The organism is Hyalangium sp., from assembly GCF_035629615.1.
In the GTDB taxonomy this organism is placed as follows: domain Bacteria; phylum Myxococcota; class Myxococcia; order Myxococcales; family Myxococcaceae; genus Hyalangium.
The window spans coordinates 1-24587 of the sequence record NZ_DASPHO010000022.1 but is presented as its reverse complement, the minus strand read 5'-3'; the positions used below and the strand labels follow the sequence as shown (position 1 = coordinate 24587).

Annotated in this window: 16 protein-coding genes; 7 read left to right on the top strand and 9 right to left on the bottom strand. The window is 69.1% G+C overall.

Translation table 11 applies throughout. From position 1 onward, the window contains the following. Positions 1-158: 158 nt before the first annotated feature. The gene (locus VD972_RS00970; protein ID WP_324979337.1) at positions 159-785 is read right to left on the bottom strand and encodes a methylthioribulose 1-phosphate dehydratase; all 627 of its coding nucleotides are present in this window, start codon (positions 783-785) and stop codon (positions 159-161) included. A gap of 62 nt (positions 786-847) precedes the next feature. Beyond that, positions 848-2533 (bottom strand): polynucleotide adenylyltransferase PcnB, encoded by a 1686-nt coding sequence (gene pcnB / locus VD972_RS00965; protein ID WP_324979334.1) that lies wholly within the window; start codon positions 2531-2533, stop codon positions 848-850. Between the two features lie 416 nt (positions 2534-2949). Here pcnB and VD972_RS00960 point away from each other — a divergent pair, with 416 nt between their 5' ends. The 3 genes from VD972_RS00960 (at position 2950) to VD972_RS00950 (ending at position 11781) form a co-directional block, all read left to right on the top strand. After that, positions 2950-5037: a TonB-dependent receptor gene (locus VD972_RS00960; RefSeq protein ID WP_324979331.1), complete on the top strand. Its 2088-nt coding sequence runs from the start codon at positions 2950-2952 to the stop codon at positions 5035-5037. Between the two features lie 53 nt (positions 5038-5090). Further along, positions 5091-6200 (top strand): hypothetical protein, encoded by a 1110-nt coding sequence (locus tag VD972_RS00955; RefSeq protein ID WP_324979326.1) that lies wholly within the window; start codon positions 5091-5093, stop codon positions 6198-6200. 262 nt (positions 6201-6462) lie between these two features. After that, positions 6463-11781, top strand: coding sequence for a S8 family serine peptidase (locus VD972_RS00950; RefSeq protein ID WP_324979323.1), 5319 nt, complete (start codon positions 6463-6465; stop codon positions 11779-11781). A 134-nt stretch (positions 11782-11915) separates the two neighbouring features. Here the strand turns inward: VD972_RS00950 and VD972_RS00945 are convergent, their stop codons facing one another. From VD972_RS00945 to VD972_RS00915, 7 genes are all read right to left on the bottom strand, one after another. Further along, complete coding sequence (locus VD972_RS00945) at positions 11916-13442, bottom strand: sensor histidine kinase (RefSeq protein WP_324979319.1); 1527 nt, start codon at positions 13440-13442, stop codon at positions 11916-11918. A gap of 189 nt (positions 13443-13631) precedes the next feature. Beyond that, the gene (locus tag VD972_RS00940) at positions 13632-14666 is read right to left on the bottom strand and encodes a phosphatase domain-containing protein (protein ID WP_324979316.1); all 1035 of its coding nucleotides are present in this window, start codon (positions 14664-14666) and stop codon (positions 13632-13634) included. Continuing rightward, complete coding sequence (gene plsX / locus VD972_RS00935; RefSeq protein ID WP_324979313.1) at positions 14663-15706, bottom strand: phosphate acyltransferase PlsX; 1044 nt, start codon at positions 15704-15706, stop codon at positions 14663-14665. Before plsX ends, VD972_RS00940 begins: the two co-directional genes overlap by 4 nt. A gap of 10 nt (positions 15707-15716) precedes the next feature. Then, positions 15717-17024, bottom strand: a complete 1308-nt coding sequence (locus tag VD972_RS00930; RefSeq protein ID WP_324979344.1) for an MFS transporter — start codon at positions 17022-17024, stop codon at positions 15717-15719. 11 nt (positions 17025-17035) lie between these two features. Beyond that, positions 17036-19081: an adventurous gliding motility protein GltC gene (gltC, locus tag VD972_RS00925; protein ID WP_324979310.1), complete on the bottom strand. Its 2046-nt coding sequence runs from the start codon at positions 19079-19081 to the stop codon at positions 17036-17038. Further along, the gene (locus tag VD972_RS00920; protein ID WP_324979307.1) at positions 19078-19905 is read right to left on the bottom strand and encodes an outer membrane beta-barrel domain-containing protein; all 828 of its coding nucleotides are present in this window, start codon (positions 19903-19905) and stop codon (positions 19078-19080) included. Before VD972_RS00920 ends, gltC begins: the two co-directional genes overlap by 4 nt. After that, positions 19905-20732 carry an outer membrane beta-barrel domain-containing protein gene (locus tag VD972_RS00915; RefSeq protein WP_414653961.1) on the bottom strand — a complete coding sequence of 276 codons (828 nt, stop codon included), beginning with the start codon at positions 20730-20732 and terminating at the stop codon, positions 19905-19907. Before VD972_RS00915 ends, VD972_RS00920 begins: the two co-directional genes overlap by 1 nt. 255 nt (positions 20733-20987) lie before the next feature. On the opposite strand from VD972_RS00915, the gene cglC reads away from it, so the two are divergent. The 4 genes from cglC to VD972_RS00895 all read left to right on the top strand — a co-directional run. Beyond that, a complete protein-coding gene (gene cglC / locus VD972_RS00910) occupies positions 20988-21482 on the top strand; it encodes an adventurous gliding motility lipoprotein CglC (RefSeq protein WP_324979304.1) in 495 nt (164 codons plus the stop codon). An 80-nt stretch (positions 21483-21562) separates the two neighbouring features. Beyond that, positions 21563-23008: a vWA domain-containing protein gene (locus VD972_RS00905; RefSeq protein ID WP_324979302.1), complete on the top strand. Its 1446-nt coding sequence runs from the start codon at positions 21563-21565 to the stop codon at positions 23006-23008. Between the two features lie 186 nt (positions 23009-23194). Then, positions 23195-23692 (top strand): 5-(carboxyamino)imidazole ribonucleotide mutase, encoded by a 498-nt coding sequence (purE, locus tag VD972_RS00900; RefSeq protein ID WP_324979298.1) that lies wholly within the window; start codon positions 23195-23197, stop codon positions 23690-23692. After that, positions 23689-24587, top strand: an 899-nt coding sequence (locus VD972_RS00895) for a 5-(carboxyamino)imidazole ribonucleotide synthase (RefSeq protein ID WP_324979295.1), incomplete at its 3' end; no start/stop codon positions are given. The genes purE and VD972_RS00895, both read left to right, overlap by 4 nt.

Below are 24587 nucleotides of genomic sequence, written 5' to 3'. Positions count from 1 at the left end.
CAGGATCTCCTCCTCGCCCGCGCCAGGGGAGAGCAACCGGTTGGCCTCCCACCGCTCGAAGCGGATCCCCGCCGCCTCCAGCTCGCGCCGGATGGACGCGTGATCCGTGTAGACACTCGGGTGGCTGGGATCGTGGTCCGGGTACACCTTCAGCTCGCTCATCGTCCCAATCTCCTCATCTCGATCTCACACGCAAACAGGAACTCGAAGGCCTCCAGGTGCCGGCACGCCTCCGTCACGCTCCGCCCCCAGGTGTAGAGCCCATGGCCTGCGATCAGGTAGCCGTGCATCGGGGCGTGCTCGGCCATGTACTCCTGCACGCCGGCCGCCAGCCGCCCCACGTCCTGGTCATTCGGGAAGATGGGCACCTCCACCCGCGCCTCGTGCGTGTGGATCCCCCGCAGCGCCTTGAGCACCTCGTACCCCTCGAGCACCAGCGCGCCGCGATGCAGGCGGGACAGCAGCGTGGCGCCAATCGAGTGGGTGTGGAGCACAGCGCCCAGCTCCTCGTCACGCTGGTAGAGCTGGAGATGCAGTGGCAGCTCCGCCGAGGGCTTCTTTCCCTCCGAGCGCACCTGGCCGTCCAGATCCACCACCAGGAAGTCCTCGGCCCCCAGCTCTCCCTTGTGACGTCCGGAGACGGTGATGGCCAGGTGGCGGGCATCCAGCCGCGCGGAGAAGTTGCCCGCCGTGGCAGGCACCCAGCCGCGCTCGAAGAAGAGGCGCCCTGCGCGAATCAGCTCCGCGGTCCTGCCGCCGAAAGTGTCCTCCGAGTGCACGGACACCACTATATGCGCCTTCCTCTCCCTCCCGAGGGCTTCACGCCCTCAGGAAGTCCCGGGGAGGCTCAGGCCTCGTCCGGCTCGTCCGAGTCGGGGCCGCTGTCGTCTTCGCCGTCCGCGTCCCCCTGGGTGTCCTCTGGAGTGGAACCCGGAGCGGCCGCCTCGGCCCCTTCGCCCGGACGCCCGGCAGGGCCCCGGCGGCGACGGCGACGGCGGCGCTTACGGCCAGGCTCGCTCTCTGCCGGAGCCCCCTCGGACCGCACGGGCGGAAGCTCCCCGCCCTTCCACGCCTCGAGCGCCTCGCGGAACTCGCCCGTGGCCTCGACGGAGATCTCGAACACCGTCATCGCCTCGCTGAAGAGCGGGTGCCGGCGGAAGGACGCGCCGCGCCGGCGCCGCTCGCCCGTGAGCGTGCGCTGCGCCAGCAAGAGCAGCCGGCAGCGCTCGGCGATCCGCCGGGGCAGCCTCGCCGTCTGCACGAAGCTGGCGAGCAGATCCTCGATGGCCTGGGACACCGAGGGCTTCGCTCCCAGCTCCTGAGACTCCACCGGAGGCGGCGCCGCGCGGCTGATCGGCACCAGCAGCGTAGCCAGAAGAATGGCGTCATCCAGCGGCTCACCCGAGGCCACGCGCCGATCCAGCGCCTCGGCGAAGGCGTAGAAGATGCGCTCCCCTTCACGCCCACGCTGCTTGAGGTAGGCGTCCACGGGCGGCAGGAGGATCTTCAGCGCGTCCAGCGCGGAGAGCAGCTTGAGGCTGGGCGCCGCCACGCTGCCGCGGATGAGCCGGAACGTCTCCTCCAGCAGGCGCGCGGGGGCGCAGCGCGGCAGATCCTCCACCGCGCCCTCCATGGCCGCGTAGGTGCGCGACTCGATGTCGAAGTTCAGCTTGCTCGCGAAGCGCACGGCCCGGAGGATGCGCACCGGATCCTCGCGCATGCGGATCTCCGGGTCGCCAATGGTGCGGATGTAGTGCTCGTCCAGATCCCTGCGGCCCCGGACGTAGTCGATCACCCGGCCCTCGGAGACGTCATAGAAGAGGCCGTTGATGGTGAAGTCCCGGCGGCGTGCGTCCTGCTCGGCGGTGCCGAAGACGTTGTCGTGGGTGATGAGCAGGTCATCCCCGTTGCCATTGCCGTTGTCGGCGCTGTCCTCCTCGTTGGTGGCCTCCAGCTCCGACGGGTTGGCACGGAAGGTGGAGACCTCGATGATCTTCCCACCCTTGAAGTAGACGTGCGCCAGCCGGAACCGGCGCCCGATGAGGCGGCAGTTGCGGAAGGTGGCGCGCACCTCGCCCGGATGGGCGCTGGTGGCCAAGTCGAAGTCCTTGGGCTTGCGCTTCAGGAGCAGATCCCGCACGCACCCTCCCACCAGGTAGGCCTGGTGGCCATGCCCGTGCAGCCGGAGGACGACCTTGAGCGCATCCGGGTCAAGCTCCCGAGGATCGATCTCGGCCGGCTCTCCCGTGCGGGTGGTCGTCGGCGCGACGAGCTCCGGCTCGGAGGAGGGGGGCTCGGGGACCAGGGCCTCGGGGGGCGGTTCTACAGGCTCAGCCCGGGGTTCGGGGGGTTCAGTGGGCAGTGGCAGATCCAGGGGATCTGCCTGCAGCTCCAGCTCTGCGGTCATGGGGGGTTCCTCGTGCCCGGCTGCAGGGACCATCCGGGCCTCGGGAGAGGCCACCTCGCGCGCGTTGTCGGGCGCAGGTTCTGGAGGTCCGCCGGCGGGCGGCGTTTCTGTAGAGTCTCGCGTCATCGCGTTGACGCCCCAACCCACATTGGGACTATTGGGGCAGCCGTCTATACCCCATCCTGGCCTAGGAGGGTGTAGCGCTTGAAGACATTGTTGACGGGGGAGAGCGCCCCCCTGCCTGCCCGCCCGGTGGTAGAGCGACCGCTAGACACGCTCCGCGGTCTCTGGCTTGGTGAAGTGTCCCAGCGCCCCTCATGTACTGCCCCCCCTCCTTGCTCGTGTGCCTGGCCCTGACGGCCCTCCTGGGGTCCAGTCCGGCCAACGCCCAGGGAGACGGAGGCAGTGCATCCCCGGAGGGGGGCCCTGAGGCCCTGCCCCCACCTGAGCCGTCCTCCCCGCCCCCCGACGCAGGTACCCCCTCCCTCCCCCCGGCCGAGCCCTCCTCCCAGGCCCCGGAGGCGAGCCCTCGCCCCTCCCTCGTGCCCGAGACGCGGGTCACCGCCCCCGCAAGCGCCTCGGACGCCCCCAAGGGCCGCGCGTCCACCACGGTGAGCCGAGCGGATCTCGAGCGACGCCTCCCCCGCTCTGCTCCGGACGCGCTCCGCTGGGAGCCCGGTGTCTTCGTGCAGCAGAGCGCTCACGCTCAGGGCTCGGCCTTCGTGCGGGGCCTCACCGGCCAGCAGACGCTGGCCCTCTTCGACGGCGTCCGCCTCAACACCAGCACCTGGCGCCAGGGCCCCAACCAGTACTTCTTCACGCTCGACTCGCGCACGCTCGACTCGATCGAGGTGCTGCGCAGCGGAGCCTCCACCCTCTACGGCTCGGACGCGCTGGGCGGCGTGCTCCTGGCCCACCCCCTCGAGCCCCCTTCCTCCCCCACTCCCTTCCGACCGACCCTCCAGCTGCGCGCCGCCACCGCGGACGTGGAGCGCGGGGGCCGGCTCCAGGTGCAGAGCGCCACCGGGCAGCTCGGCTTCATCGGCGGCATCGGCGGCCGGCGCGTAGGCCTGCTCGAGAGCGGCGGCATCGTCCTCAACCCCAGCGACGGCAAGCCCCCCGAGGTTCCCCGCTTCGCGGAGGACGGACGCACGCAGCTCGGCACGGGCTTCGACGAGCGCACGGCTGATGCACGCCTCGTGTGGCGGCTCTCCGAGGAGGACGCCCTCACGGCCGCCACCTACCTCTATCGCCAGTACGACGCGCCTCGCACGGACCTGTGTGCTCCGCCCTTCGCGCGCTTCGACGAGTGCCTCCGGTACGACGAGCAGTTCCGCACGCTCGCGTACGTGGCCTGGTCGCACACCTCCCCCGAGGGCCTGTCCTCCCGCGCCACCCTCTCCTGGCAGCGCCAGCACGAGCTGCGCATCTACGATCGCCCCGCCTTCTCGGTGGTCGACCGCGGCACCGACGACGTGGACACCTTCGGCACCACGGTGAGCCTCTCCCTGCCTCCGCTCTCGCTGGCAGGCCACCCCTTGCGCCTCACCGCCGGTGCCGATGGCGCGCTGGATCGGGTGCACTCCTCGGCCCTCACCCGCTTCACAGCCCTGGACATCGAGCTCCAGCGCAGCCGGGGCCAGTACCTGGAGGGCTCTCGCTACTTCACCAGCGGCCTCTTTGGCGACGGCGAGTGGGAGCTTCACCCGAGCCTCACCGCGCGCGCGGGCACCCGGATCGGCCTGGTCACAGCGCGCGCTCCCGCCGACACCGAGTCTGGCACCCTGGCCGTGGATCGCACCTGGGTGCCCTGGGTCGGACACGCGGGAGTCGAGTGGCGCGCCGCCCCCCGGCTGACGCTGCTGGCGCACGTGGACCACTCCTACCGTGCGCCCAACCTGGACGATCTCACCTCGCGCCAGCAGACCGGCCCTGGCTTCCAGTTCGAGAACGCGGCGCTCGGGCCCGAGCGCGCCACCACCCTGGATCTCGGCGCGCGCCTGCGCACCCGCCACCTCTCGCTCGAGGGCTGGGCCTTCGGGACGCGGATCGACGGCGCCATCACGCGCCGCCCGCGCAACGTGGCGGACTGCCCTCCCTCCACGCCTCAGTGTGGCGCCTCCTGGTCCCGCTTCCAGCTCGTCAACGCCCGCGCCGCGAGCGTCCTCTACGGCCTGGAGAGCAATGTGCGCGCGCGGCTCCCCGCCATGCTCACCGCGCAGGCGGGCGTGGCCTGGGCCTGGGGAGAGAGCCCCAACCCCGCGGCCCCTCCGAGCAACCCCTCGACGCCCTACGCACCGCGCGTACCGCTGTCGCGCGTGCCGCCCCTCAATGGCACGGCCGAGCTGCTCTGGGCCCACCCATCCGGCTTCGCCGCCAGCGCCGGCCTGCGCTGGGCGCTCCTCCAGGACCGGCTCGCGGTGGCGGACCGCTCTGATGCACGCATCCCCATTGGCGGTACGCCCGGCTACGCCGTCGTCGATCTCCGCGCCTCCTGGCGGCTCGGCACGCGACTGTTGCTCGGGGTGGTACTGGAGAACCTGGGCGATGCGGCGTACCGTTCGCACGGCTCGAGCGTGAACGGCCCTGGTAGAGGCCTGGTTGTGTCGCTCGAGACCACCCCGTTCTGACCCGGAACGCCCTAGCCATGGTGGCCCGTGCACTTCCGGGAGGAGACCTAACCATGAAGCGCTTCTTGCTGCTTGCCGTGGCGGCCCTCGCGGCCTCCGCATGCGATGACGATCCCCAACCGCCCGACAACCCCGACTCGGGCATGCCGGCGGTGTGCTCCAACGCCCCCAACGTTCCGGAGAACCTCTCGAGCTGCCAGCCGGCCGAGACGGACTACCGGCCCCGCGAGCCAGAGGCGAATGAAGCCGCCTCCGACAAGTGGACCGCCTGCATCTCGGACGACAACACCTACCATCCCATCGATCCCAACATCTCCACCGTGGCCCGCGTGGCGGCCTTCGAGGAGATCGCCACGCAGCTGTGGCGCAATGGCAAGGTGCCCACGCAGACGGACTTCGTGTCAGCGCTGGACAAGTACACCCAGCCCGAGGGGCTCGCCTCGCGTGTGCAGCGCCGCGAGGACTACCACTACCCCCCGGCGCCGGGCGGCGCGCAGTGCCGCAACGCGGGCGTCCCTGAGACCGCTCCGGACCGCTGCGTGGGCCCGGCGAAGCTGCTCCCCATCCTCAATGACGCGTTCACCCGCGGTGGCCAGGGCGAGGCCCCGCGCCTCCACGCCGCCCGCATCGAGGCGGCGCTGCTGTGGTTCCTCTACATCTCCGCGTACTCCGAGGTGAACACCTGCACGACGACGCCCAAGGACTGCGACAGCGCGTGGGCCTACTACACGGGTGGCACCGAGCGGTGCGCTCCCAAGGGCCTGGCCGGCTACGTCCAGGCCGTGGCGCCGCAGACGCACGAGCGCGCCTATGACGCCACGCTGGCGGTCCGCTGCTGGCGCAACCTCGACAACGAGACCGGCGCCGCCGCCAACACGGCGCTGCGGGATCAGGCGCTCGTCCAGCTCGACCGCGCCACCGTGCGCGGCGTGGCGATCGTCCTCCGCGAGCGCTTCGCCCAGCTCTCCCAGGGCAGCGCCGAGGAGCAGCAGGCGCGCATGGCCTTCATCCAGACGCTCGCGCCGTTCCTGGATCGCGAGGCCCGCGTGCGCAATGCCTCGCACGCGGACACGCTGAAGGCCCAGGCGGCGAAGGCGACCGCCGCCGAGGTCGACGCCGCCGCGGCCACCGCTGCGCTCGACGCCCTCTTCTCCTGCCCGTAGCTCGGCTCCCTCCGGCCCTGGGGAATCCTCCCTCACCCCAGGGCTGGAGAACTCGTAGCCGCCAATCTATTGACAGGACGACACAAACAGCACTCAATAACATTGGATTATTGAACGGATAATCCGATCGATCGGGAGCCTTGCCGAGAAGGTTTCCCGAGAGGCCCCCCCTCCCTCAGCAGAAAGCAGGAATCCATAAATGAAGAGTTGGGTGAAGTCGCGCACTCGTCGGGCGACGACTGGCGTAAGGAATTTTGCCGCAATGGTCCTTGGACCAGCGCTGGCGCTTCAGGGCTGCACGAAGCAGGAAGAGCCGCAGACCTCCATTGCCCCCGCAGCGAACCAGGCGCGCGCGGCCAGCAGCCTGAAGACGCTGCGGGCCGAGAACGGCGCGGAGTTCGTCAAGGGAGAGCTCCTGGTCCGCTTCAAGAAGGACGCGGGCGTCATGGCGCTCGCGGCGCACAAGCTGGCCGGCGCAAGGGTGCTGCACACCTACCGCAGCCAGCCCGAGCTGCAGCTCGTCTCCGTGGACGAGAGTGCGATGCAGGAGGCGATCACGGCGTATCAGAAGGACCCGAACGTCGAGTACGTCGAGCCCAACTTCGTCTACAGCATCAACGGCACCACCCCCAACGATGCACGCTTCGGCGAGCTCTGGGGCCTGGACAACACTGGGCAGGCCAACGGCGTGGCTGACGCCGACATCAACGCTCCCGAGGCGTGGGATCTCACCACCGGCAGCAACACCGCGGGCGTCATCACCGTGATCGACACGGGCGTGGACTACAACCACCCGGATCTCACGGCGAACATGTGGACCAACCCAGGTGAGATCGCCGGCAACAACCTGGACGACGACGGCAACGGCTACGTCGACGACATCCACGGCATCAACGCCATCACCAACAGCGGCAACCCGCTGGACGACCACGACCACGGCTCGCACGTCTCGGGCACCATCGCGGGCCGCGCCGACAACGGCATCGGCGTGGCGGGCGTGAACTGGACGGCCCAGATCATGGGCTGCAAGTTCCTTGACGCCGCCGGCAGCGGCACCACGGCGAACGCGATCAAGTGCCTGGACTACGTGCACGTGCTGAAGACGCGGACCAGCCATCCGGTCAACATCATCGCCACCAGCAACTCGTGGGGCGGCGGCGCCTTCTCCCAGGCCCTGATGGACGGCATCGTCCAGCACCGCAACGACGGCATCCTCTTCGTCGCCGCGGCGGGCAACGACAGCGCCAACAACGACACCACCACGCACTACCCCAGCAGCTACTTCCTCTCCAACGTCATCGGCGTGGCGGCGCATGACCGGAGCAACTCGCTGGCCAGCTTCTCCAGCTACGGCCGGCGCAACGTGCACCTGTCCGCGCCAGGCGTGGCCGTGCTGAGCACCGTCGCGGGCGGCGGGTACGCGGCCTTTGACGGCACCTCCATGGCCACCCCGCATGTGTCGGGCGTGGTGGGCCTGCTCCACGCGCAGAACCCGGGCCGTGACTGGCGGCAGCTGAAGAACCTGGTGCTCGCGGGCGGAAAGACGGCCGCGCACGCCACGGGCAAGACGCTGACGGGCAAGCGGCTGCGCGCCGCGGACTCCGACGGCCAGGGCGCGCTCACCTGCAACAACCAGACCTTCGCCACACGCGTGCGGCCCGTGGCCGACACCGTCACGGCGAACATCTACGATCAGGTGCAGCTCATCGCCTACAACGTCAACTGTGACTCGCCCGTGGGTTCGGCCACCGTCACCGTGGCGCCCAGTGGGGAGAGCTTCAACCTGACGGACAGCGGCCAGTACGGAGACGAGGTCCCCGGTGATGGCATGTACACCGGCTTCTTCGAGCCGACGGTGCCCGGCACCTACACCCTCACCTTCCCGGGTGGGGATACGCTCACCGTCAACGTGGCGCTGCCGGGCGCGGCCTACGTGAAGAGCGCGGTGCCCATGGTCTGGCGCACCATCACGGGCACCAGCCTGGCGCTGACGGACGAGCTCGAGGCCAACTTCACCTCCCCCTTCCCCATCCCCTTCGCCGGTGGCACAGCGCGGACGACCGTGCGCGTCGGCATGAACGGCGGCATCACGTTCGAGACCGCCGCCAACGTCAGCCTCACCAACGCCGTGCTTCCCACGACCACCCACACCACGATCATCGCGCCCTGGTGGGATGACCTGTACCCGGGCCCTACGGCCTCCACGGACAACGTGTTCTGGGCCGTGGCGGGCACCGCGCCCAACCGCGAGCTCGTCGTGGAGTGGCGCAACGTGCACCACTACCAGACGCGCACCGGCTCGCCTGCGAACACGTTGAACTTCCAGGTGGTGTTCTTCGAGGGCAGCTCGGACGTCCTCTTCAACTACCGCGACACGGTGGTGGGCAACGCCACCTACAACGGGGGCGCCGGCGCCACGGTGGGCGTGCAGAGCTCCTCCACGGTCGCCACGCAGCACAGCTTCAACACGGCATCGCTGGCCGACAACACCGCGTACCTGTGGACGATCCCGGTGCCCAGCCAGGCCCCGGTGGTGGACACCCTCGCCGTCAATCCGGCCACCATCACCGAGGGCGACACGCTGACGGTGGAAGCCACCTTCAGCGATCCGGACGGTGTCACGGACGGGCCGTGGAAGGTGGAGATCGACGCGGACTACCCGGGCTGGTTCACCGCGGACGTCACCCAGGACGCTGCCTCGCAGGGCACCGTCTCGGGCTCGGCCGTGGTGCGCGTCAGCGGTGATGTGACCGTGGCCGCACGAGTGCAGGACAAGGGCCGGACCCGCTCGACCCTGAAGCAGACGCAGGTGACCGTGGCGGACGTGGCGCCCACGCTCGCCGCCGTCACCACCTCCGGCCCGGCCGGTGAGCGCCAGAACGTCACCCTGTCCACCTCCTTCACCGACCCGGGCCTGGACTCGCCGTGGAAGGTGGAGTGGGACTTCAACTACGACGGGGCGACCTTCTCCCCGGACGCGTCCTCCGTGGCCGCCACGGCGGGCACCGTCACCACCGTCTACGCCTTCCCGAGCGACGGCGAGTACACCGTGGCCGCGCGCGTCGTGGACAAGGATGGCGTGACGAGCAACCTCCAGTTGGTGCAGATCTCCATCGCGGACCTGCGGCCCACGCTGACCGGCATCGCAGGCAACTCCTCTCTGACCGAGGGCAGCTCCTACGATCTCTCGTCGAGCTTCATCAACCCAGGTGACAACTCCCGGCCGTGGAAGGTCCAGTGGGACTTCAACTACGACGGGGCGAACTTCGAGGTGGAGGAGGAGGAGGAGCGCTCGGCGGACGGCGAGATCGTGCTGAGCCGCTTCGCGCGTGACTCCGGCAGCCTCCAGTACGCCCTGCGCGTGGTGGACGCGGACGGCAGCATCTCCGAGGTGAAGACGATCAACATGGCGATCGAGGAGGCCAACCCCATCCTCAGCCCGCTGGCCCTCCAGGTGCTGGCCGGCGGCAGCAATGAGCCGTCCACGGTGCAGTTCGACCTGTCGGCCAACAGCGGCGCCGAGGAGTCCTCTGCCGATCCGATCCGCGCGTTCCTGTGGGACTTCGACGGTGACGGCTCGTACGAATACGCGAGCACCTCGCCGTACGCCATCTACACCTACCGGGACAACGCGGCCGGCGGCTCGTTCACGGCGCGCGTGCGCGTCATCGACGAGGACACCTCCTCGGAGGAGTCGATCGCTGTCACCATCAACAACGTGGCTCCCACCCTGCTCCTCCCTGGGCCCCAGAGTGCCTACGCCGGCACCCCGCTGGCACTGCGCCTGACGGCCAGGGATCCTGGCGCCGACGTGCTCACCTTCACGGCCTCGGGAGCTCCCTCGGGCGTGACCGTGTCCGCGGACGGACTGCTGCTGTGGACGCCGACCCGCAAGCAGGCCAGCCGCCAGGGCCGGCAGTACACCCTCAACATCACGGTGGACGACGGCGACAACGCCTCCGACACCCAGGCGCTCACCCTGGTTGCCAAGTGGGTGGATGCCGACAACGACGGGATGGAGGACTCCTGGGAGCAGGAGAACGGCCTGGATCCCACGCAGGATGACGCGATGGGCGACAGGAACGGCGACGGCATCAACAACGGGGCCGAGTTCAGCCGTGAGTTCGAGGGACTGCAGCTGCCCGCGATCGCCACGGCCGAGGGGCCCCTGTCCGGTACGCTCGTGAAGGGCACGCAGGTTGTCCTCACCACCCAGAACGTGGCGGACCGGGGTGACCTGGCCACCGTGAAGTACGACTTCCAGCTCTTCTCCGATGCGGCGCTCGTCTCCAGCGTGTGCGCTCTCACGGTGGACGAGTCGGCCACGGGTGGCACCACCTCGGCCACCCTCCCCAGCGGCCCCTGCACGGGGGTGACGCTGACGGATGATCACGTCTACTCCTGGCGCGTGCGCGCTACGGACGGGGACAAGATCCAAGGTCCGTGGAGCACGGCGCAGCACGTGAAGGTCAGCACGGAGAACGATGCGCCCGGCACCGCTCGGGCCTCGCAGCCGATGCCTGGCTCGCACATCGCCGCGGCCAGCCCGGCGCTCATCGTCGACAACGCCCTGGACGTGGACGACACCCAGCTCACCTACACCTTCGAGCTGGCCACGGACGCGGCCCTCACGCAGGACAAGCTCACCTCGGACACGCTCGCGGGGGGAGCCAGCGGCAGCACGTCATGGACGGTGTCCGCCGCGCTGAAGCCCTTCACCCAGTACTTCTGGCGTGTCACGGTGAAGGACTCGGGCAACCTGCAGAGCGTGACCGAGGTGGCCTCGTTCACCTACCTGGGCCGTCCGTCCAACCGTGAGCCGGGCCTGCCCGAGGCCGTGGAGCCTGCCGCGCAGGGCACGGTGTCCACGCTCACTCCCACGCTCGTGGTGAAGGCGGCCACGGACGCGGATGGGGATGCGCTCCAGTACGCGTTCGAGGTGGACACCAGCCCGACGTTCACCAGCACGGCGCGCAAGCAGTCCAGCGCCCTGAAGGCCGAGCAGGACGGCATGGTGCGCTGGCAGACGGAGGGCCTGGACGAGGACAAGCAGTACTGGTGGCGCGCGCGCGCGACCGACCCGTACAGCGCCAGTGACTGGGTGGTGGGCTCGTTCAAGGTGAACGCGCAGAACAACGCTCCGTCCTCGCCGCTGGCCCTCAACCCCTCGGACGCCATCATCTTCACCCAGACGCCGACCCTCATCCTCCAGACGGCCGTGGATCCGGAGGGTGATGCGATCACCTACGTCTTCGAGGTGAAGTCGTCGGATGGAGCCACGGTGACCTCGGGTGAGGTGACCACGGCCGCCAACAGCTCGAGCAACCAGGTCTCCTTCAAGGTCACCAAGGAGCTGGAGGTCGGCGCCGAGTACATCTGGTCGGCGCGTGCGAAGGATGCCGCGGGCGCGGTGAGCGCGGCCTCGGCGGACGCTCGCTTCCAGGTGTACAAGGAGCCCGTCATCCCCGGGCCGGCGGAGGACAGCGGTGGCTGCAGCACCGGTGCAGGCGCGCTGGGTGGCCTGCTGCCCCTGCTGGCGATGGCGCTCGGCATGTTCCGGCGCCGCCGGAGCCAGGCCTAGGCCCTCCAGAGGGGAGGCCCCTTCGAGAGTCTCCTCTCGGGAGGAGCTGAACGGCTCCACACCTGAAGGTTTCTAGCCAGGAGGCGTCGCACGCTCGACAGGTGCGGCGCCTTCTCTTTTTCTCCTCGGTCTGCTCACACCGCCGGGGCCGGGGGCGTGTCCACCGAGGCCACCGGCAGGGTGATGTGGAAGGTGGTGCCCTGGCCGGGCGCGCTGTCCACGGTGATGCTGCCCCCTAGCGAGCGGACGATGTTGAGACACACCGCCAGGCCCAGTCCGGTCCCCTCCCCCACCGGCTTGGTGGTGAAGAACGGATCGAAGATGCGCTCCAGGTTCTCCGGGGGGATTCCGCACCCGGTGTCCTTCACGTCCACCGTGATGTGACCCGGCGCGGTGAGCCGCGCGGTGAGCCGGATCTCATTCTGCTCCGGGCTGCCCGGCGCGATGGCCTGAGCGCCGTTGACGATGAGGTTGAGGAACACCTGCCCCAGCCGCGTGGCGTTGGCCCGCACCGGGGGAACTCCGGCACAGTCCTCCACCAGCCGCGCCCGGCCTTGGAGCTCATGTGAGGCCATCCTCGCCACGTCCCGCACCACCTCCGCCACGTTCACCAGCGCGGTGCTCGCATCATCCGCTCGCGCCAGCGTCTTGAGATCCTGCGCAATGAAGCGCACCCGCTCGGCCCCCTCGCGCGCCTCGTCCAGCGCCTCCAGCAGCCCGCGCCGCTCCTTCGCGGAGAGCTCGCCTTGGGAGTGGGTCAGCTCCCCATGGGCGTACGCCAGGTTGCTGATGACGTAGACCAGCGGGTTGTTGATCTCGTGTCCCACGCTGGCGACCGTCCGCCCGAGCGAGGCCAACCGGTCCGAGTGCATGAGCCGCGACTGCGAGGTCCTCAGCTCCTGGGCCATCTGGTTGAACGCCCGCGCCAGGATGCAGAACTCGTCCCGACCCTTCTCCGGCAGCGAGGGCTGGAAGTCCCCATGGCCGATGCGCCGGGCAGCCTCGACCAGCTCCTGGAGCCTGCGGTTCATGGGCACCAGGATCGTCAGCGCCAGCGCGAGCAGCACGCTCAGCGCAGCCACGGACGCGGCGAACGCCAGCAGCTTCCCGGTGCGCAGCCACCGCTCCGAGAAGCCCTTCAGCGCCTTCAGATCCACCGTCTCCATCTCCAGCGCCGCCGTCAGCAGGGGCTCCACATCCCGGTTGAACTCATGGATGCTGACCTGCGGATGGGCCCCGTCGGAGCCGATCCCCGAGGGCAGCTTCCGGACCCGATCCTCGGCGCGCACGGCCCAGAGCCGCAGCGCCAGCGCCATCCGCTCGATGTGCTTCAGCTCCTGCTCGTGGTCGCCTTCCGTCCAGCCCTCCTCCGCCCTCGCGAGCTCCTGGAGCCGGGAGAGCTGGGCATCCATCTGTCGCCGGTACCCGTTCAACACCGCTTCCGAGACGGCCCCCGAGCCATGCACCCGCTGCAAGTCACCCAGGAACACCAGCGCCTCCCCGCGCAGCTGGCTGTAGAGGTAGCGCTGCTCCTGGCTGCCATGCACCCAGCTGCTCAACAGCCGCCACCACGAAGTACCCTGGTAGAGCGCCGCGCCCATTCCCCCGACGAGTCCCAACGCCACCGCCAGCAACAGCAGCACCTTGGCCCGGATCGTCATCACTGCGGGTGCTCCTTCATCCGGGCACCAGGCTCGCGAAGCGCGAGCCCTGCCTGCTCCGAGAACGTACCTCCCGCATATTCCTGTTAAATGCGACAAACAGGCAATAAATGAAATAAAGGTACAACCTGAGTGTATTGTTCAGCACGCTGGGTGTATCAATGGCCGCACACCCGCACCGCGAGGGCGCTACTTCTTCCGATCCTTGTGGGTCCGCGGCAGCGCGTGGGAGATGAGGGCCACGTAGTCCACGGCCTGCGCGCGCGGCGGCGCGGGGGGAGTGCCCAGCGCGGCCAGCCGCTTTGTGAAGGCGGCGATGATGTCCGGCACCGGCCGGATCGCCTGGATCAGCCCGTTGGGGCCCTCCAGCGCCTGCGAGAGCGCCAGCGCGGCCTGCTGCAGCGGCAGGCCCCGGCGGAGCAGATCCTGGAAGGAGTTGGAGAGGGTGATGATGTTGTGCCCCGCCGTCTGCACCATCTCCACGGCGATCTTGATGACCTGGGGCGCGGTGAGGTGGCCGTCCGCCAGCAGCACCAGCGCGGCCTGGAAGTAGTTGAAGATGGGGACGACCCGTGGGCCGTAGGCCGCGAAGTGCGCGGGGGGCGTCAGCCGATCCAGGTGGATGAAGATGCGCCGGACGGGATCCGAGATGGGGATGCGCCGCCACGCGCTACGCACGCGCTCGGCGTCATCCGGGTAGACGCCGCCGGCCTCGAGCACCTGGGAGAGCACGCGCTCGTCCACGCGCCCGGCGATCAGATCCGCGAAGAGCGAGTAGATGAACGCGTCCGCCTCCGCGTCGTCCCCGAAGAGCACCTCCTCGGCCTCGACGGGCGCGCTCACGCGGCTCTCCAGGAGGGCGGGCAGCTTGTAGCCCACCTGCCCCCGCAGGGCCCGGAAGCGCCCGCGCAGCAGGTTGCCGATGTTGTCCTTGAGGACGAACTCGTCCCACTTCACCCCGTCCAGCTTGAGCTTCTCCTCCAGCACCGCCCGCATCTGCTTGGGGCTGCCAGAGACGATGCACAGCCGCGAGTCCCCGTTGGCGGACAGCTCCTTGATAAGCGCGGAGGCGCCCGGCACGGCCACCTTCTCGTGGGCCTTCTGGAAGGCGGTGCGCACCAGATCCCGGAACGAGTCGAAGTCCGTGCGCAGGTACGTCTTGTCCAGATCCCACCGGTAGATGCGCCGCGGCGGCCGGGGATCGATCCGGTCCGGCAGGCTCACCGTGACAAGCCTTCCTGGATGGTGGTGCCCAGCTGGCGCGCCACGGCCTTGGCGGCCACCTTCCCCGCATTGGTGATGGCGCGGGCCTTCGAGCGCCCGTGCGCCTTGATGAAGATCCGATCGAAGCCGAGGATGGGCGCGCCCCCGTACTGCTCCCAGTCGGTGATGTCCTTAATGCGCTGGATGCCGCTGGAGAGCATGGCCAGGCCCGCGCGCCAGCGCAGCTTCTCCTTGTAGGCGTAGCGGGCCAGCTCCACCACCGTCTCGTGGACGCCCTCCAGCATCTTCAGGCACACGTTGCCCACGAAGCCGTCCGTGACGATGACGTCCACCGTGCCCTTGGGGATGTCCACGCCCTCCACGTTGCCCACGAAGTGGATCCCCTCCAGGGTGGACAGCTTCGCGTGCGCCTCCACCACGCGCGGCGGCCCCTTCTGCGGCTCCACGCCGTTGGAGAGCAGCGCCACCTTGGGGCGCTCGTTGCGGGAGATGATGCGCGCGTACGCCGAGCCCATGACCGCGAAGGCGACCAGATCCTCCGCGGTGGCCTCCACCGTGGCGCCCACATCGAGGATGAGCGAGAACGGATCCTCCTTGGCGCCGCGCGTGCCGCGCGTGGGGTACACCGCCGCCAGCGCGGCCCGGCGCACCCCGGGGATGAGCTTGAAGTGGCGCGCGCACGCCAGCACCCCTGCCCCCGTGTTGCCCGCGGAGACCAGGGCGTGGGCCTCGCCCTCGGCCACCAGTTGGGCGGCCATCGCCACCGAGGCGTTCTTCTTGCGCGCCAGCGCCTCGCCCGGCTTCTCGTCCATGCCCACGAACTCGGGGGCGTGCTGGACGGAGATGCGCTCGGCGCGGTGCTTGGTGTCCGCCAGCGCCGCGTCGATGAGCTCGCGGTCTCCCACCAGCAGCGCGTGGATGTGGGGCGCCTCGAGGGAGAGCTGGGCGGCACCCCGCACCACCTCTTCAGGGCCGTGGTCGCTGCCCATCACATCGAAAGCAATCGTGACGTCCTTGAGCTCCTGAGAGGTCCCCGACATACCCCCTATCTTACGAGCTTTGGCCGACGCTCGCGCCCGGCATTCGCACGCGGGACACCAGAGAGAGCGCCAGCAGGGCTCCGGCCCCCATCATCGCCGCCGCCGTCCCATAGGGCCCGCCGGGCCCCAGGCTGGTAAAGAGCCACCCGCCCAGAGCCGGACCGAGGATGCGCCCCAGGGAGCCAAAGGCCTGATAGCTCCCCAGCACGGCGCCCAGCCGCTCGGGCGGGGCGTGCAGGGACACCACGGTGGACAGGGCCGGGGTGGTACAGGCGGAGCCCACCGCGAGCAGCCCCATGACCGGGAAGAGCCAGCCGTAGCTGGGCGCCAGCGGCAGCAGGGACAGCGCCACCCCCGTCACCGCGAAGCCCACCACCAGCAGTCCCACCTCTCGAATGGGCCGGTACCCCTGCTCGGAGCGGCGCTTGGGCGACAGCAGCCGGGGGATCACCCCTCCCTGGAGGACGGCGGACACCACCCCCACCACGGCAAAGAGCCCCCCGGTGCGCAGGCTGGCCTGGGACAGCATCTCGGGCGTGGCGTGGGCGGCGAGGAAGAAGAGCCCCCCCTCCAGGGGCACCGGCCCCGAGGAGAGGAAGCGAGAGAGAAGAAACACCGAGAAGGTGCCCTCCATCTGCGCGAAGGCCGTGTTGAACACGAGGATGAGCACCATGCACAGGCCCACCACCGGCAGCCGCAGCGAGGAGGCAACCCCTTGGATGCGGCGCCCCGAGCCCGCCGAGGCGCTCCCCGGCTCGCGGGACTCGGCCAGGAAGAGGAAGGTGAACAGCAGGTTGAGCGCCGCCAGCCCCGCGGCGAACAGGCCAATGGCCAGGTTGCCCCCCCAGGCGCCCAGGAAGCCGCCCAGCGCGGGGCCCAGCACGAAGCCCAGGCCGAACGCCGCGCCGATCATGCCCATGCCCCGAGCGCGCTCCTCCGGAGCGGTGACGTCCGCCACATAGGCCTGCGCGGTGGCGATGTTGCCCCCGCTCACCCCGTCGATGATGCGCGCCAGGAAGAGCAGCGGCAGCGAGTCGGCAAAGGCGAACAGCAGGTAGCCCGCCATGGAGCCCGCCACGCTCAGCAGCAGCACGGGCCGCCGGCCGTACCTGTCCGACAGCCGCCCCAGCACCGGGGCGAAGAGCAGCTGCATCAGCGAGTACACGGAGAGCAGCAGCCCCACCGTGAACGGCGAGGCGCCGAACTTCACCCCGTACACACCGAGCTGCGGGATGAGGATCCCAAACCCGATGAGATCAAGCGTGACGATGCCGAAGACGACGCGCAGCGAGGCGCGCCGGCCAGCTCCCTTCGCCAGGCCTCCCGCGCCTAGAGCGACGACGATCCGCTCGCCTGGACGTCGCGGTTGGCCGTGTCCCGCTCGATGCAGCCCTTGGTGAGCGTGTACTGGTAGGTGCCCAGCTCGTCTCGCCAGTACTCGCCCTCGTAGGGCCAGTAGAGCTGATCATCCGCCACGGCCACCGTGTAGCGGTACTTCTTGACGATGGCCGTCTTGCCGCCCGCCTTGAGCTGCTCCTCGAGGAACTCCTTCTCCTTCGTCGTCGTCTCGAACTTGATGCGCAGGCCGTTGGCCAGCAGCTGCTTGAGGGCGATCAGCTCCGTCTCCAGCTTGCCCTTGGACATGATGCCCGCCTTGTCGATCAAGAGGGTGCGCTGGCCCTTCAGCCCCTCCAGCAGATCCTTGGAGAGCTCCGAGTACTTGAAGGTGTCCCCCTTCTCCCCGAAGGCATCCAGCTCGCTCTCGAGCTCGAGGATGGAGTCGTTGGTCTTCTTCAGATCCTGGTCCGTGAGGGCCAGCCGGAGGATGCGCTCGAGGATGACCTCCGTGTACGTCAGCGCGTCCTTGTCCTTCTTCTGCACGTCGGCGAGCACGCTGTAGTACTCGCTGGCGTCCATGTTCTTCTTCACCAGCTGCTCCAGCTGGTTGTGCACCGGCAGGTAGGTGCGCTCGAAGTCCTGGAGGATGAGGCTGGACTCGCGGTAGCGGCAGTTCTCGTAATAGATGACCGCCTTGAGGATGAGCGCCTCCGGGAAGTACTCGTCCCGGAAGAAGGGCGAGGACAGGGTGATGAGGTTGCCCAGCGCCTGCTCGTACTGGCCCACGCGGTAGTTGGCCCAGCTGGCCTCGAACATCGCCTCCAGCCACTGGTTGGTGCCGCGCTCGATCTTCCCGAAGTAGAAGATCGCGAAGCGGTTCTGCTGCATGCCGTAGTGCGTGCGCGCCAGCTGCATGAAGGCCAGCTCACGCAGGGACTGATCCAGCTTGTACTGCTCGGCCGACTTGCCACCGCCGGGCCGCGTCAGGCGGACCACTTCCTTCATCGCCTCGATGGCGGAGACCATGTGGGTGTCCCCGCGCCGCGCTTCCGCCGTCTTCACCTTGCCGCCGTTGCGGAAGTGCGCCAGGCCCTCCAGGAACTTGGCCCGAGGGTAGAACGCATCCGAGCGGGGGATGAGCGTCGTCAGCCGCTTCACCTCCTCGAAGCTCTTGTCCGCCTGGTCCGCCTGGCCCACCTGATCCAGCGCGCGGCCGCGCACGAAGTGGTAGCGCGCCAGCAGGTAGTGGAACTCGCTGCGGAACTTCTCGGGGAACTCGAAGTTCGCGTAGCGGGCGATCTCGTCCAGGATCACCGCCTCATTCTTCGTCTTGCGGCTGATGAAGAAGAGCCACTCGAGGCTCGTCTTGAAGAACTTCGTCTGCGGGCCCACCGCGAGGATCTTCGAGAACTCGCCCAGCGAGGAGTGGTACAGCCCCATGCGGTACAAGGCCTTGGCCACCACGTAGCGCGCCTCCACGTGGAGACCGCCCATCTTCGGATCCTTGAGGATCTCGTAGGCGGCCATGGAGGCCTGCTCGTACTGGTCGTTCTTGAAGAGCGACACGGCCACGTCCAGCCGCTGGCGATCCGCCGTCTTGCCGGACACGTCCACCGCGTCGAACGTCATCGTGGGCGCGGTGCCCTTGGGTGTCTCGCCCGTGAGATCCAGCCCCATCCCACCGCCCTGTGGATCCTGCGCCGCGGGAGCCGCCATGGCGGGTGCCGAAACGGAGTTGGGCGCGCCAGCGGGCGTAGGCGTGGGGGCCTCCGGCGCCGGGGAGGTGTCCGGGGCAGCGGGGACCACGGGAGTAGCCTCGATGGGCGCCGTCAGCGGCGAGGCCTCTGGGGGAGCCTCCTCGGTGACGGGCTTCTTGCCGCGCGGCTTCTTCTTCTTGGCGGTCGTGGTCTTCCCGCGCTTCTTCTTCTTGGAGCTGGACGTATCCAGGCCCTCGAAGCTCTGAGCCGGGGCCGGCATGGCCCAGACGAGCACGAGCCCAAGGAGCGCGAGGCGGAGGAGTCGGAGGGAGCGGATCATGACTCGGGGAGGGCGGTAGGGAGGAAGAAGGAGAAACCCAGCTCGAAGAGCAGCTGGTTGCGCAGGGTGGTGGCCGGGAGGATGGCCTTCTCCACGTAGATGAGATCCCTCACCTCCGTGCGCAGCGTCATGTAGCGGTTGAGGAAGAAGCGGAAGCCGATGCCCACGTTGCCGCCCACGGTCATCCGGGACGTGCTCTGCGCGCCAGCGATGTCCGGCGGGCCCTTGTACTGGACCGCCGAGGCGCCAACCACGCCGTACATGTCGAAGTGGACGAAGCTCTCGGCCAGCAGGGAGATCTTCCCGTAGATGGGCGACCACTGCGCATCCAGCCCGCCCATGAGGGTGAGCTGGCCGGGCGCCGCGCCGTCGAGCTGATCAAACGTCGGCGCGCTGCAGCCGCGGGTGACGCCACCGGCGCCGCCCTCGGTGAAGTTGCAGATCTGCGCCGCACCGGACACGGTGGGGATGGAGTAGCCGGCGCGCAGGCCGATCCCCAGCGTCTCCATGGGGAAGAAGGTGAACGTGGCGCCGAAGATGTACTTGCGGAAGAAGGCGTCCCGCAGGGAGATGGAGACCGAGGGGCTGATCTCGAACCGGCCCTTCTTGAGGAAGAGGTGGCCGGAGACGGGGCGGATGCGCTCGCGCAGGGGGCCCAGCGCGTCCTTGTCCACCTCGGAGACGTCCCCTGCCTCGGCTTCAGAGGAGGCGGAAGGAGCGGGTGCCGGCTTGGACTCGGCAGCGGGCGCCTTGGGCTTGTCGGCCTGGGCCAGCGCCGCCAGGGGGAGCAGGCAGGTGGCCAGGAGTAGGCGAAGGGTTCTCATCACTCGCTCTCCCGTCCCGTGGAGCGCAGCGGGAAGAACAACGAGATACCGGCATTGATCGTCATGAGGTTCTGGACGGCACCCTTGCTGGTGCCCAGCGGCTGATCCACGTACGAGGTGTTGATGAGGGCCACGTTGACGGCCAGGAAGTCCTTGGCCACGAAGCGCATTCCCAGGCCCAGGTCCGCGCCGATGCTGATCGAACGGCCCTCCAGCGAGGAGGTCTCCGTCTTCACCACGCCCGCCCCGCCCAGCAGGTAGCCGTCGAAGTGGAGGATGGAGTTGAGGAAGGCCACCTTGCCGTAGAGCGGCGCCCACTCCACGTCCGCCATGCCGGACCACTGTGGCACCGAGTGGTAGATGCGGCTCTGGAAGGCGCGCTTGGCGGTGCGCACGTCCTCCGAGGGCAGCACCTGCATCACCGAGCCACGCGCGGAGATGGCCAGCGTGTCGGCGAAGTAGTACGCCCCGCGCACCGAGGCGCCCAGCTTCGAGTAGTACGGATCATTGATGGAGAAGCTCACCAGCGGCGTGAGCTCGAAGCGTCCCTTCTTGAGGTACACCTTGCGCTGGACGCTCTTGACGCGGTCCTCGTTGGTGATGTCGGTGGGCAGCAGCTCCGACTCCGGCGCCGGCGTGGCCGTGCTGGCCGCGGGTGTCGGAGGTGGCTCTGCGGGCGGGGGGGTCTCGGGAGTCGTTTCGGGCTGCTGCTCCTCGGGCTTGGCGTCTTCGTTGGTGAGATCCAACCCCATGCCTGGATCGGTCTGGGAGAGCGCCAGCGCGGGCCAGAGGCACAGCGCGAGCAGAGTTGCCTGGAGGCGATTCACTTCCGGAAGCTCCGTAGGTGGAGGGGCGATCAGCCGCCGCGAGAATTCGGAGTGTCAACGGCCTGGCCATCCTATCCGCCAGCCTCCCCCTCCTCAACCAATCCGAACCTGCCTACTCTTCATCTATCCCTGCGTCACTCCTGAACAATTCCGCCCCGAGCACCCTCCCTACGAGTCCGTTGGCAGCGCGACCCGCTGTGCTACGGTTCCAGCACACCGCTGTCCTCTCCTCTCTTGACGAGGTTCGAGTCGATCATGTCCGTGCGTCTGGCCGTCTTCCTGAGCGCCGCCCTGCTGGCCAGCGGGTGCGAGGTCACCACCCAGCTGGGCAAGCCGTGCGTGCTGGTGAAGAAGCCGAGCGCGGCGGAGGAGGAGCAAGGCATCCGCTCCAAGCCCGTGCTCGAGAGTGAGATTGCCCCGAAGCAGGACTTCATCTCCTTTGGATCCACGGACTGCGAGGACCTCATCTGCGTCCGGGACGCGGAGGCCTCGCGGGATCCGGACCCGAACGCGGCGGCCCAGGGCTACTGCAGCCAGGAGTGCGTGCAGGGCTCGTCCACCTGCGAGGTGACGGACTCCAGTGTGCCAGAGAGCCTGCGCACCCGGATGACCTGCCGCTCGCTGCTGCTGGACCAGGCCTCGCTGGAGCGTCTCAAAAAGGACGATCCGGTCACCTACCGGAACACCTTCGGGGAGACGAATTCCCCCTATTTCTGCGCCGGTCAGCTGTCCACCCTGCCCCCCGAGTGACACACTCGCGCGCGGCCCTTTAGACCTTTTTCTCGCGCCATTCGTCCTAGCAGGGCCTGCTGTTTCCAAGGAGCCCTGCCATGAACAAGACCTTTACCTTCCTGGCCCTGGCCGGCGCGCTCGCGCTCGTGGCCCTGGTGCTAGGAATGCCGCGTGTGGCGACCCTCTCCCCGCCGCCCGTGCCGCACATCGCCACCCCGGTTTCGCCGACTCTCCCTCCTCCGCCTACACCCCCGACTCCTCCAGCCCAGGCGTCGAACGGCTCACTGACGATGACGAGCCGGCTGTCGCACCCCTACATCACCCTGGGGAGCTCGGATGAGTTCGTCACGGTGGACGTGACGGGGGCGGAGGTGCCGGGGGCGCAGCGCAGCCCGGTGAACCTGGCGCTGGTGATTGATCGGTCCGGCTCCATGAGCGGCTACAAGCTGGCGCAGGCCAAGCAGGCGGCGCGGCAGCTGGTGACGATGCTGAAGGATGAGGACCGGCTGGCGATCGTCCACTACGGCTCGGATGTGAAGGCCCTGCCGAGCATGGCGGCCACCTCCTCCAACCGGGCGCGGATGATCCAGTACATCGAGGGCATCTGGGACGAGGGCGGCACCAACATCAGCGCGGGCCTGACGACGGGGCAGCACCAGGTGAACACCGCGCGCAGCGAGTACAAGGTCAACCGCATCATCCTCATCAGCGACGGGCAGCCCACCGAGGGCATCACGGACGAGGAGGGCCTCAAGCGCGTGGTGAAGAGCATCCGCGCACAGGGCGTGACGGTGAGCTCCCTTGGCGTGGGCACGGACTTCAACGAGGATCTGATGCAGGCGTTCGCCGAGTACGGCGCGGGCGCATACGGCTTCATGGAGGACGCGGGCAAGCTGGCCGCCATCTTCCAGAAGGATCTGCAGCAGGCGGCCACGCAGGTGGCGCGCAACGTGGAACTGTCCTTCGAGCTGCCCGCGGGTGCCACCCTGGGCGAGGTGCTGGGCTACCGGGCGCACCAGGCGGGGAGCACGGTGCGCGTGGCGATGCCGGACTTCGCCGCGGGCCAGACGGAGCGCGTGGTGGCGCGGGTGCGGGTGACGGGCGCGACGGTGGGCCAGGCAGTGAACGTGACGGGGCTGAAGCTGACGTACACGGATCTGATGAAGGACGGGACGGTGGAGACCACGGCCAGCCTGTCGGCGATGGTGACGGACCGCAGCGAGGAGGTGGCGGCGAAGCAGGACAAGGACGCCACGGTGTATGCGGTGCGGGCGCGCAGCGCGGCCAACCTCCAGAAGGCGGCGGAGGCCTTCAAGGTCGGCCGCCGGGACGAGGCGCGGCAGCTCATCCAGCAGAACCAGGAGATGTTCAACGAGGCGGCCTCGGTGGCGGGCGCTCCGGCGGTGGCCGCGGACGTGGCCGAGCAGAAGGCGGTCTATGACGAGTACGAGTCGGCGCAGAGCGCGGAAGAGGTGAACACGGCGGTGAAGCGCTCGAAGTCGAAGGCGCTCAAGGACTCCGGGCGCATGGGCTCGACCTACTGAGCCACGGGCCCGGTCTCCGGGCGTCCGAGGCAGGCACCCATGCGAGGGCTCCGCTGGCGACGGCGGGGCCCTCGGTGTTTTGGGGCCGACTTCACGCGCTTCTGGGTTGACCGAGGAATCCCCCGGCCCTATCTCCGCGTTCCCCCAGCCTGCCGGCGGGAGAGCGCACTGGAGGCGCGACACAGTATGGCGAGCGCTGAAACTCCCTGGGTCGGGGTCATCATGGGCGGCAAGAGCGACCTCGAGTACCTTCGCCCGGGCATCGACATCCTCACCCAGCTGGGCATCCCCCACGAGGTGCGCGTGGTGTCCGCCCACCGCACGCCGGACTGGATGATGGAGTACGCGTCCACGGCGGAGGCGCGGGGGCTGTCCGTCATCATCGCGGCGGCAGGCGGCGCGGCCCACCTGCCAGGTATGGTGGCGAGCAAGACGCTGTTGCCGGTGCTCGGGGTGCCCATGCCCACCACGCTGCTCAATGGCATCGACGCGCTCTTGTCCATTGTGCAGATGCCCAAGGGGGTGCCGGTGGGGACGCAGGCCATCGGCAAGCCGGGAGCGGCCAACGCCGCGCTGCACGCCGCCTCCATTCTGGCCCTCAAGTACCCGGAGCTGCGTGCGCGGCTGTCCGCCTGGAGGCAGGCCCGCACCGATGAGGTGCTGCGGGATCGGGTGCTCTCATGAAGGTGGTCCTGCCTGGAGGGACGATCGGCATCCTGGGCGGCGGGCAGCTTGGCCGGATGATGGCCTTGTCGGCGCGCACGCTGGGGTTCCAGGTGCAGGCGCTGGATCCGGATCCGGCGTGCCCGGCGCGCTGGGTGGTGGACCAGTGCTACACGGCCGATTTTGGTGACACGAAGGCCGCCGCCCAGCTTGCTCGCGCGTGCGATGTGGTGACGCTGGAGATCGAGAAGATCCCCCTCGCCTCGCTGCGGGCCGCGGCCGAGCAGGCTCCGCTGCGTCCCTCTGCGGCCGTGCTGGGATTGGTGCAGCACCGCGGGCGGCAGAAGGCGTGGCTGGCGAAGCACGGCTTCCCGATGAGCCCCTGGCAAGAGCTGAGAGGTGCCACGGAGCTGGGCACGGCCATCGAAGCACTGGGCGGAACGTGCTTCGTGAAGTCCTGTGAGGGCGGCTATGACGGGCGCGGCCAGGTGCAGGTGAAGGCCGCCACGGAGGCGCCTCAGGCGTGGCTCGATCTCGGCGAGCAGGCGGTGGTGGTGGAGGCCGCGCTGGAGCTGGAGTCCGAGCTGTCCGTGCTGGTGGCGCGCAGCCCGAGGGGGGAGATGGTGGTGTATCCGCCCGCCTACAACCACCACGAGCAGCGGATCCTCGCGTGGTCGCTGCTACCGGGGCCAGTGTCGCCGCAGGTGGCGGTGAAGGCCACGGAGATCGCGCGGGACATGGCGAACGCGCTCCAGGTGGAGGGGCTGCTGGTGGTGGAGCTGTTCCTGCTCAAGGACGGGCGGCTGCTGGTAAACGAGCTGGCCCCGCGCCCGCACAACAGCTTCCACGCCACGGAGGTGGCCTGCCTCACCAGCCAGTTCGAGCAGGCGGTGCGCGCGGTGTGCAACCTGCCGCT

Bases quoted from the DNA above. Each gene is read 5' to 3' on its own strand.
- VD972_RS00950 (WP_324979323.1), top strand. From the start codon at position 6,463: ATGGTCCTTGGACCAGCGCTGGCGCTTCAGGGCTGCACGAAGCAGGAA.
- pcnB (WP_324979334.1), bottom strand. From the start codon at position 2,533: ATGACGCGAGACTCTACAGAAACGCCGCCCGCCGGCGGACCTCCAGAA.
- purE (WP_324979298.1), top strand. From the start codon at position 23,195: ATGGCGAGCGCTGAAACTCCCTGGGTCGGGGTCATCATGGGCGGCAAG.
- VD972_RS00905 (WP_324979302.1), top strand. From the start codon at position 21,563: ATGAACAAGACCTTTACCTTCCTGGCCCTGGCCGGCGCGCTCGCGCTC.
- VD972_RS00920 (WP_324979307.1), bottom strand. From the start codon at position 19,905: ATGAGAACCCTTCGCCTACTCCTGGCCACCTGCCTGCTCCCCCTGGCG.
- VD972_RS00955 (WP_324979326.1), top strand. From the start codon at position 5,091: ATGAAGCGCTTCTTGCTGCTTGCCGTGGCGGCCCTCGCGGCCTCCGCA.
- gltC (WP_324979310.1), bottom strand. From the start codon at position 19,081: ATGATCCGCTCCCTCCGACTCCTCCGCCTCGCGCTCCTTGGGCTCGTG.
- VD972_RS00945 (WP_324979319.1), bottom strand. From the start codon at position 13,442: ATGACGATCCGGGCCAAGGTGCTGCTGTTGCTGGCGGTGGCGTTGGGA.
- cglC (WP_324979304.1), top strand. From the start codon at position 20,988: ATGTCCGTGCGTCTGGCCGTCTTCCTGAGCGCCGCCCTGCTGGCCAGC.
- plsX (WP_324979313.1), bottom strand. From the start codon at position 15,706: ATGTCGGGGACCTCTCAGGAGCTCAAGGACGTCACGATTGCTTTCGAT.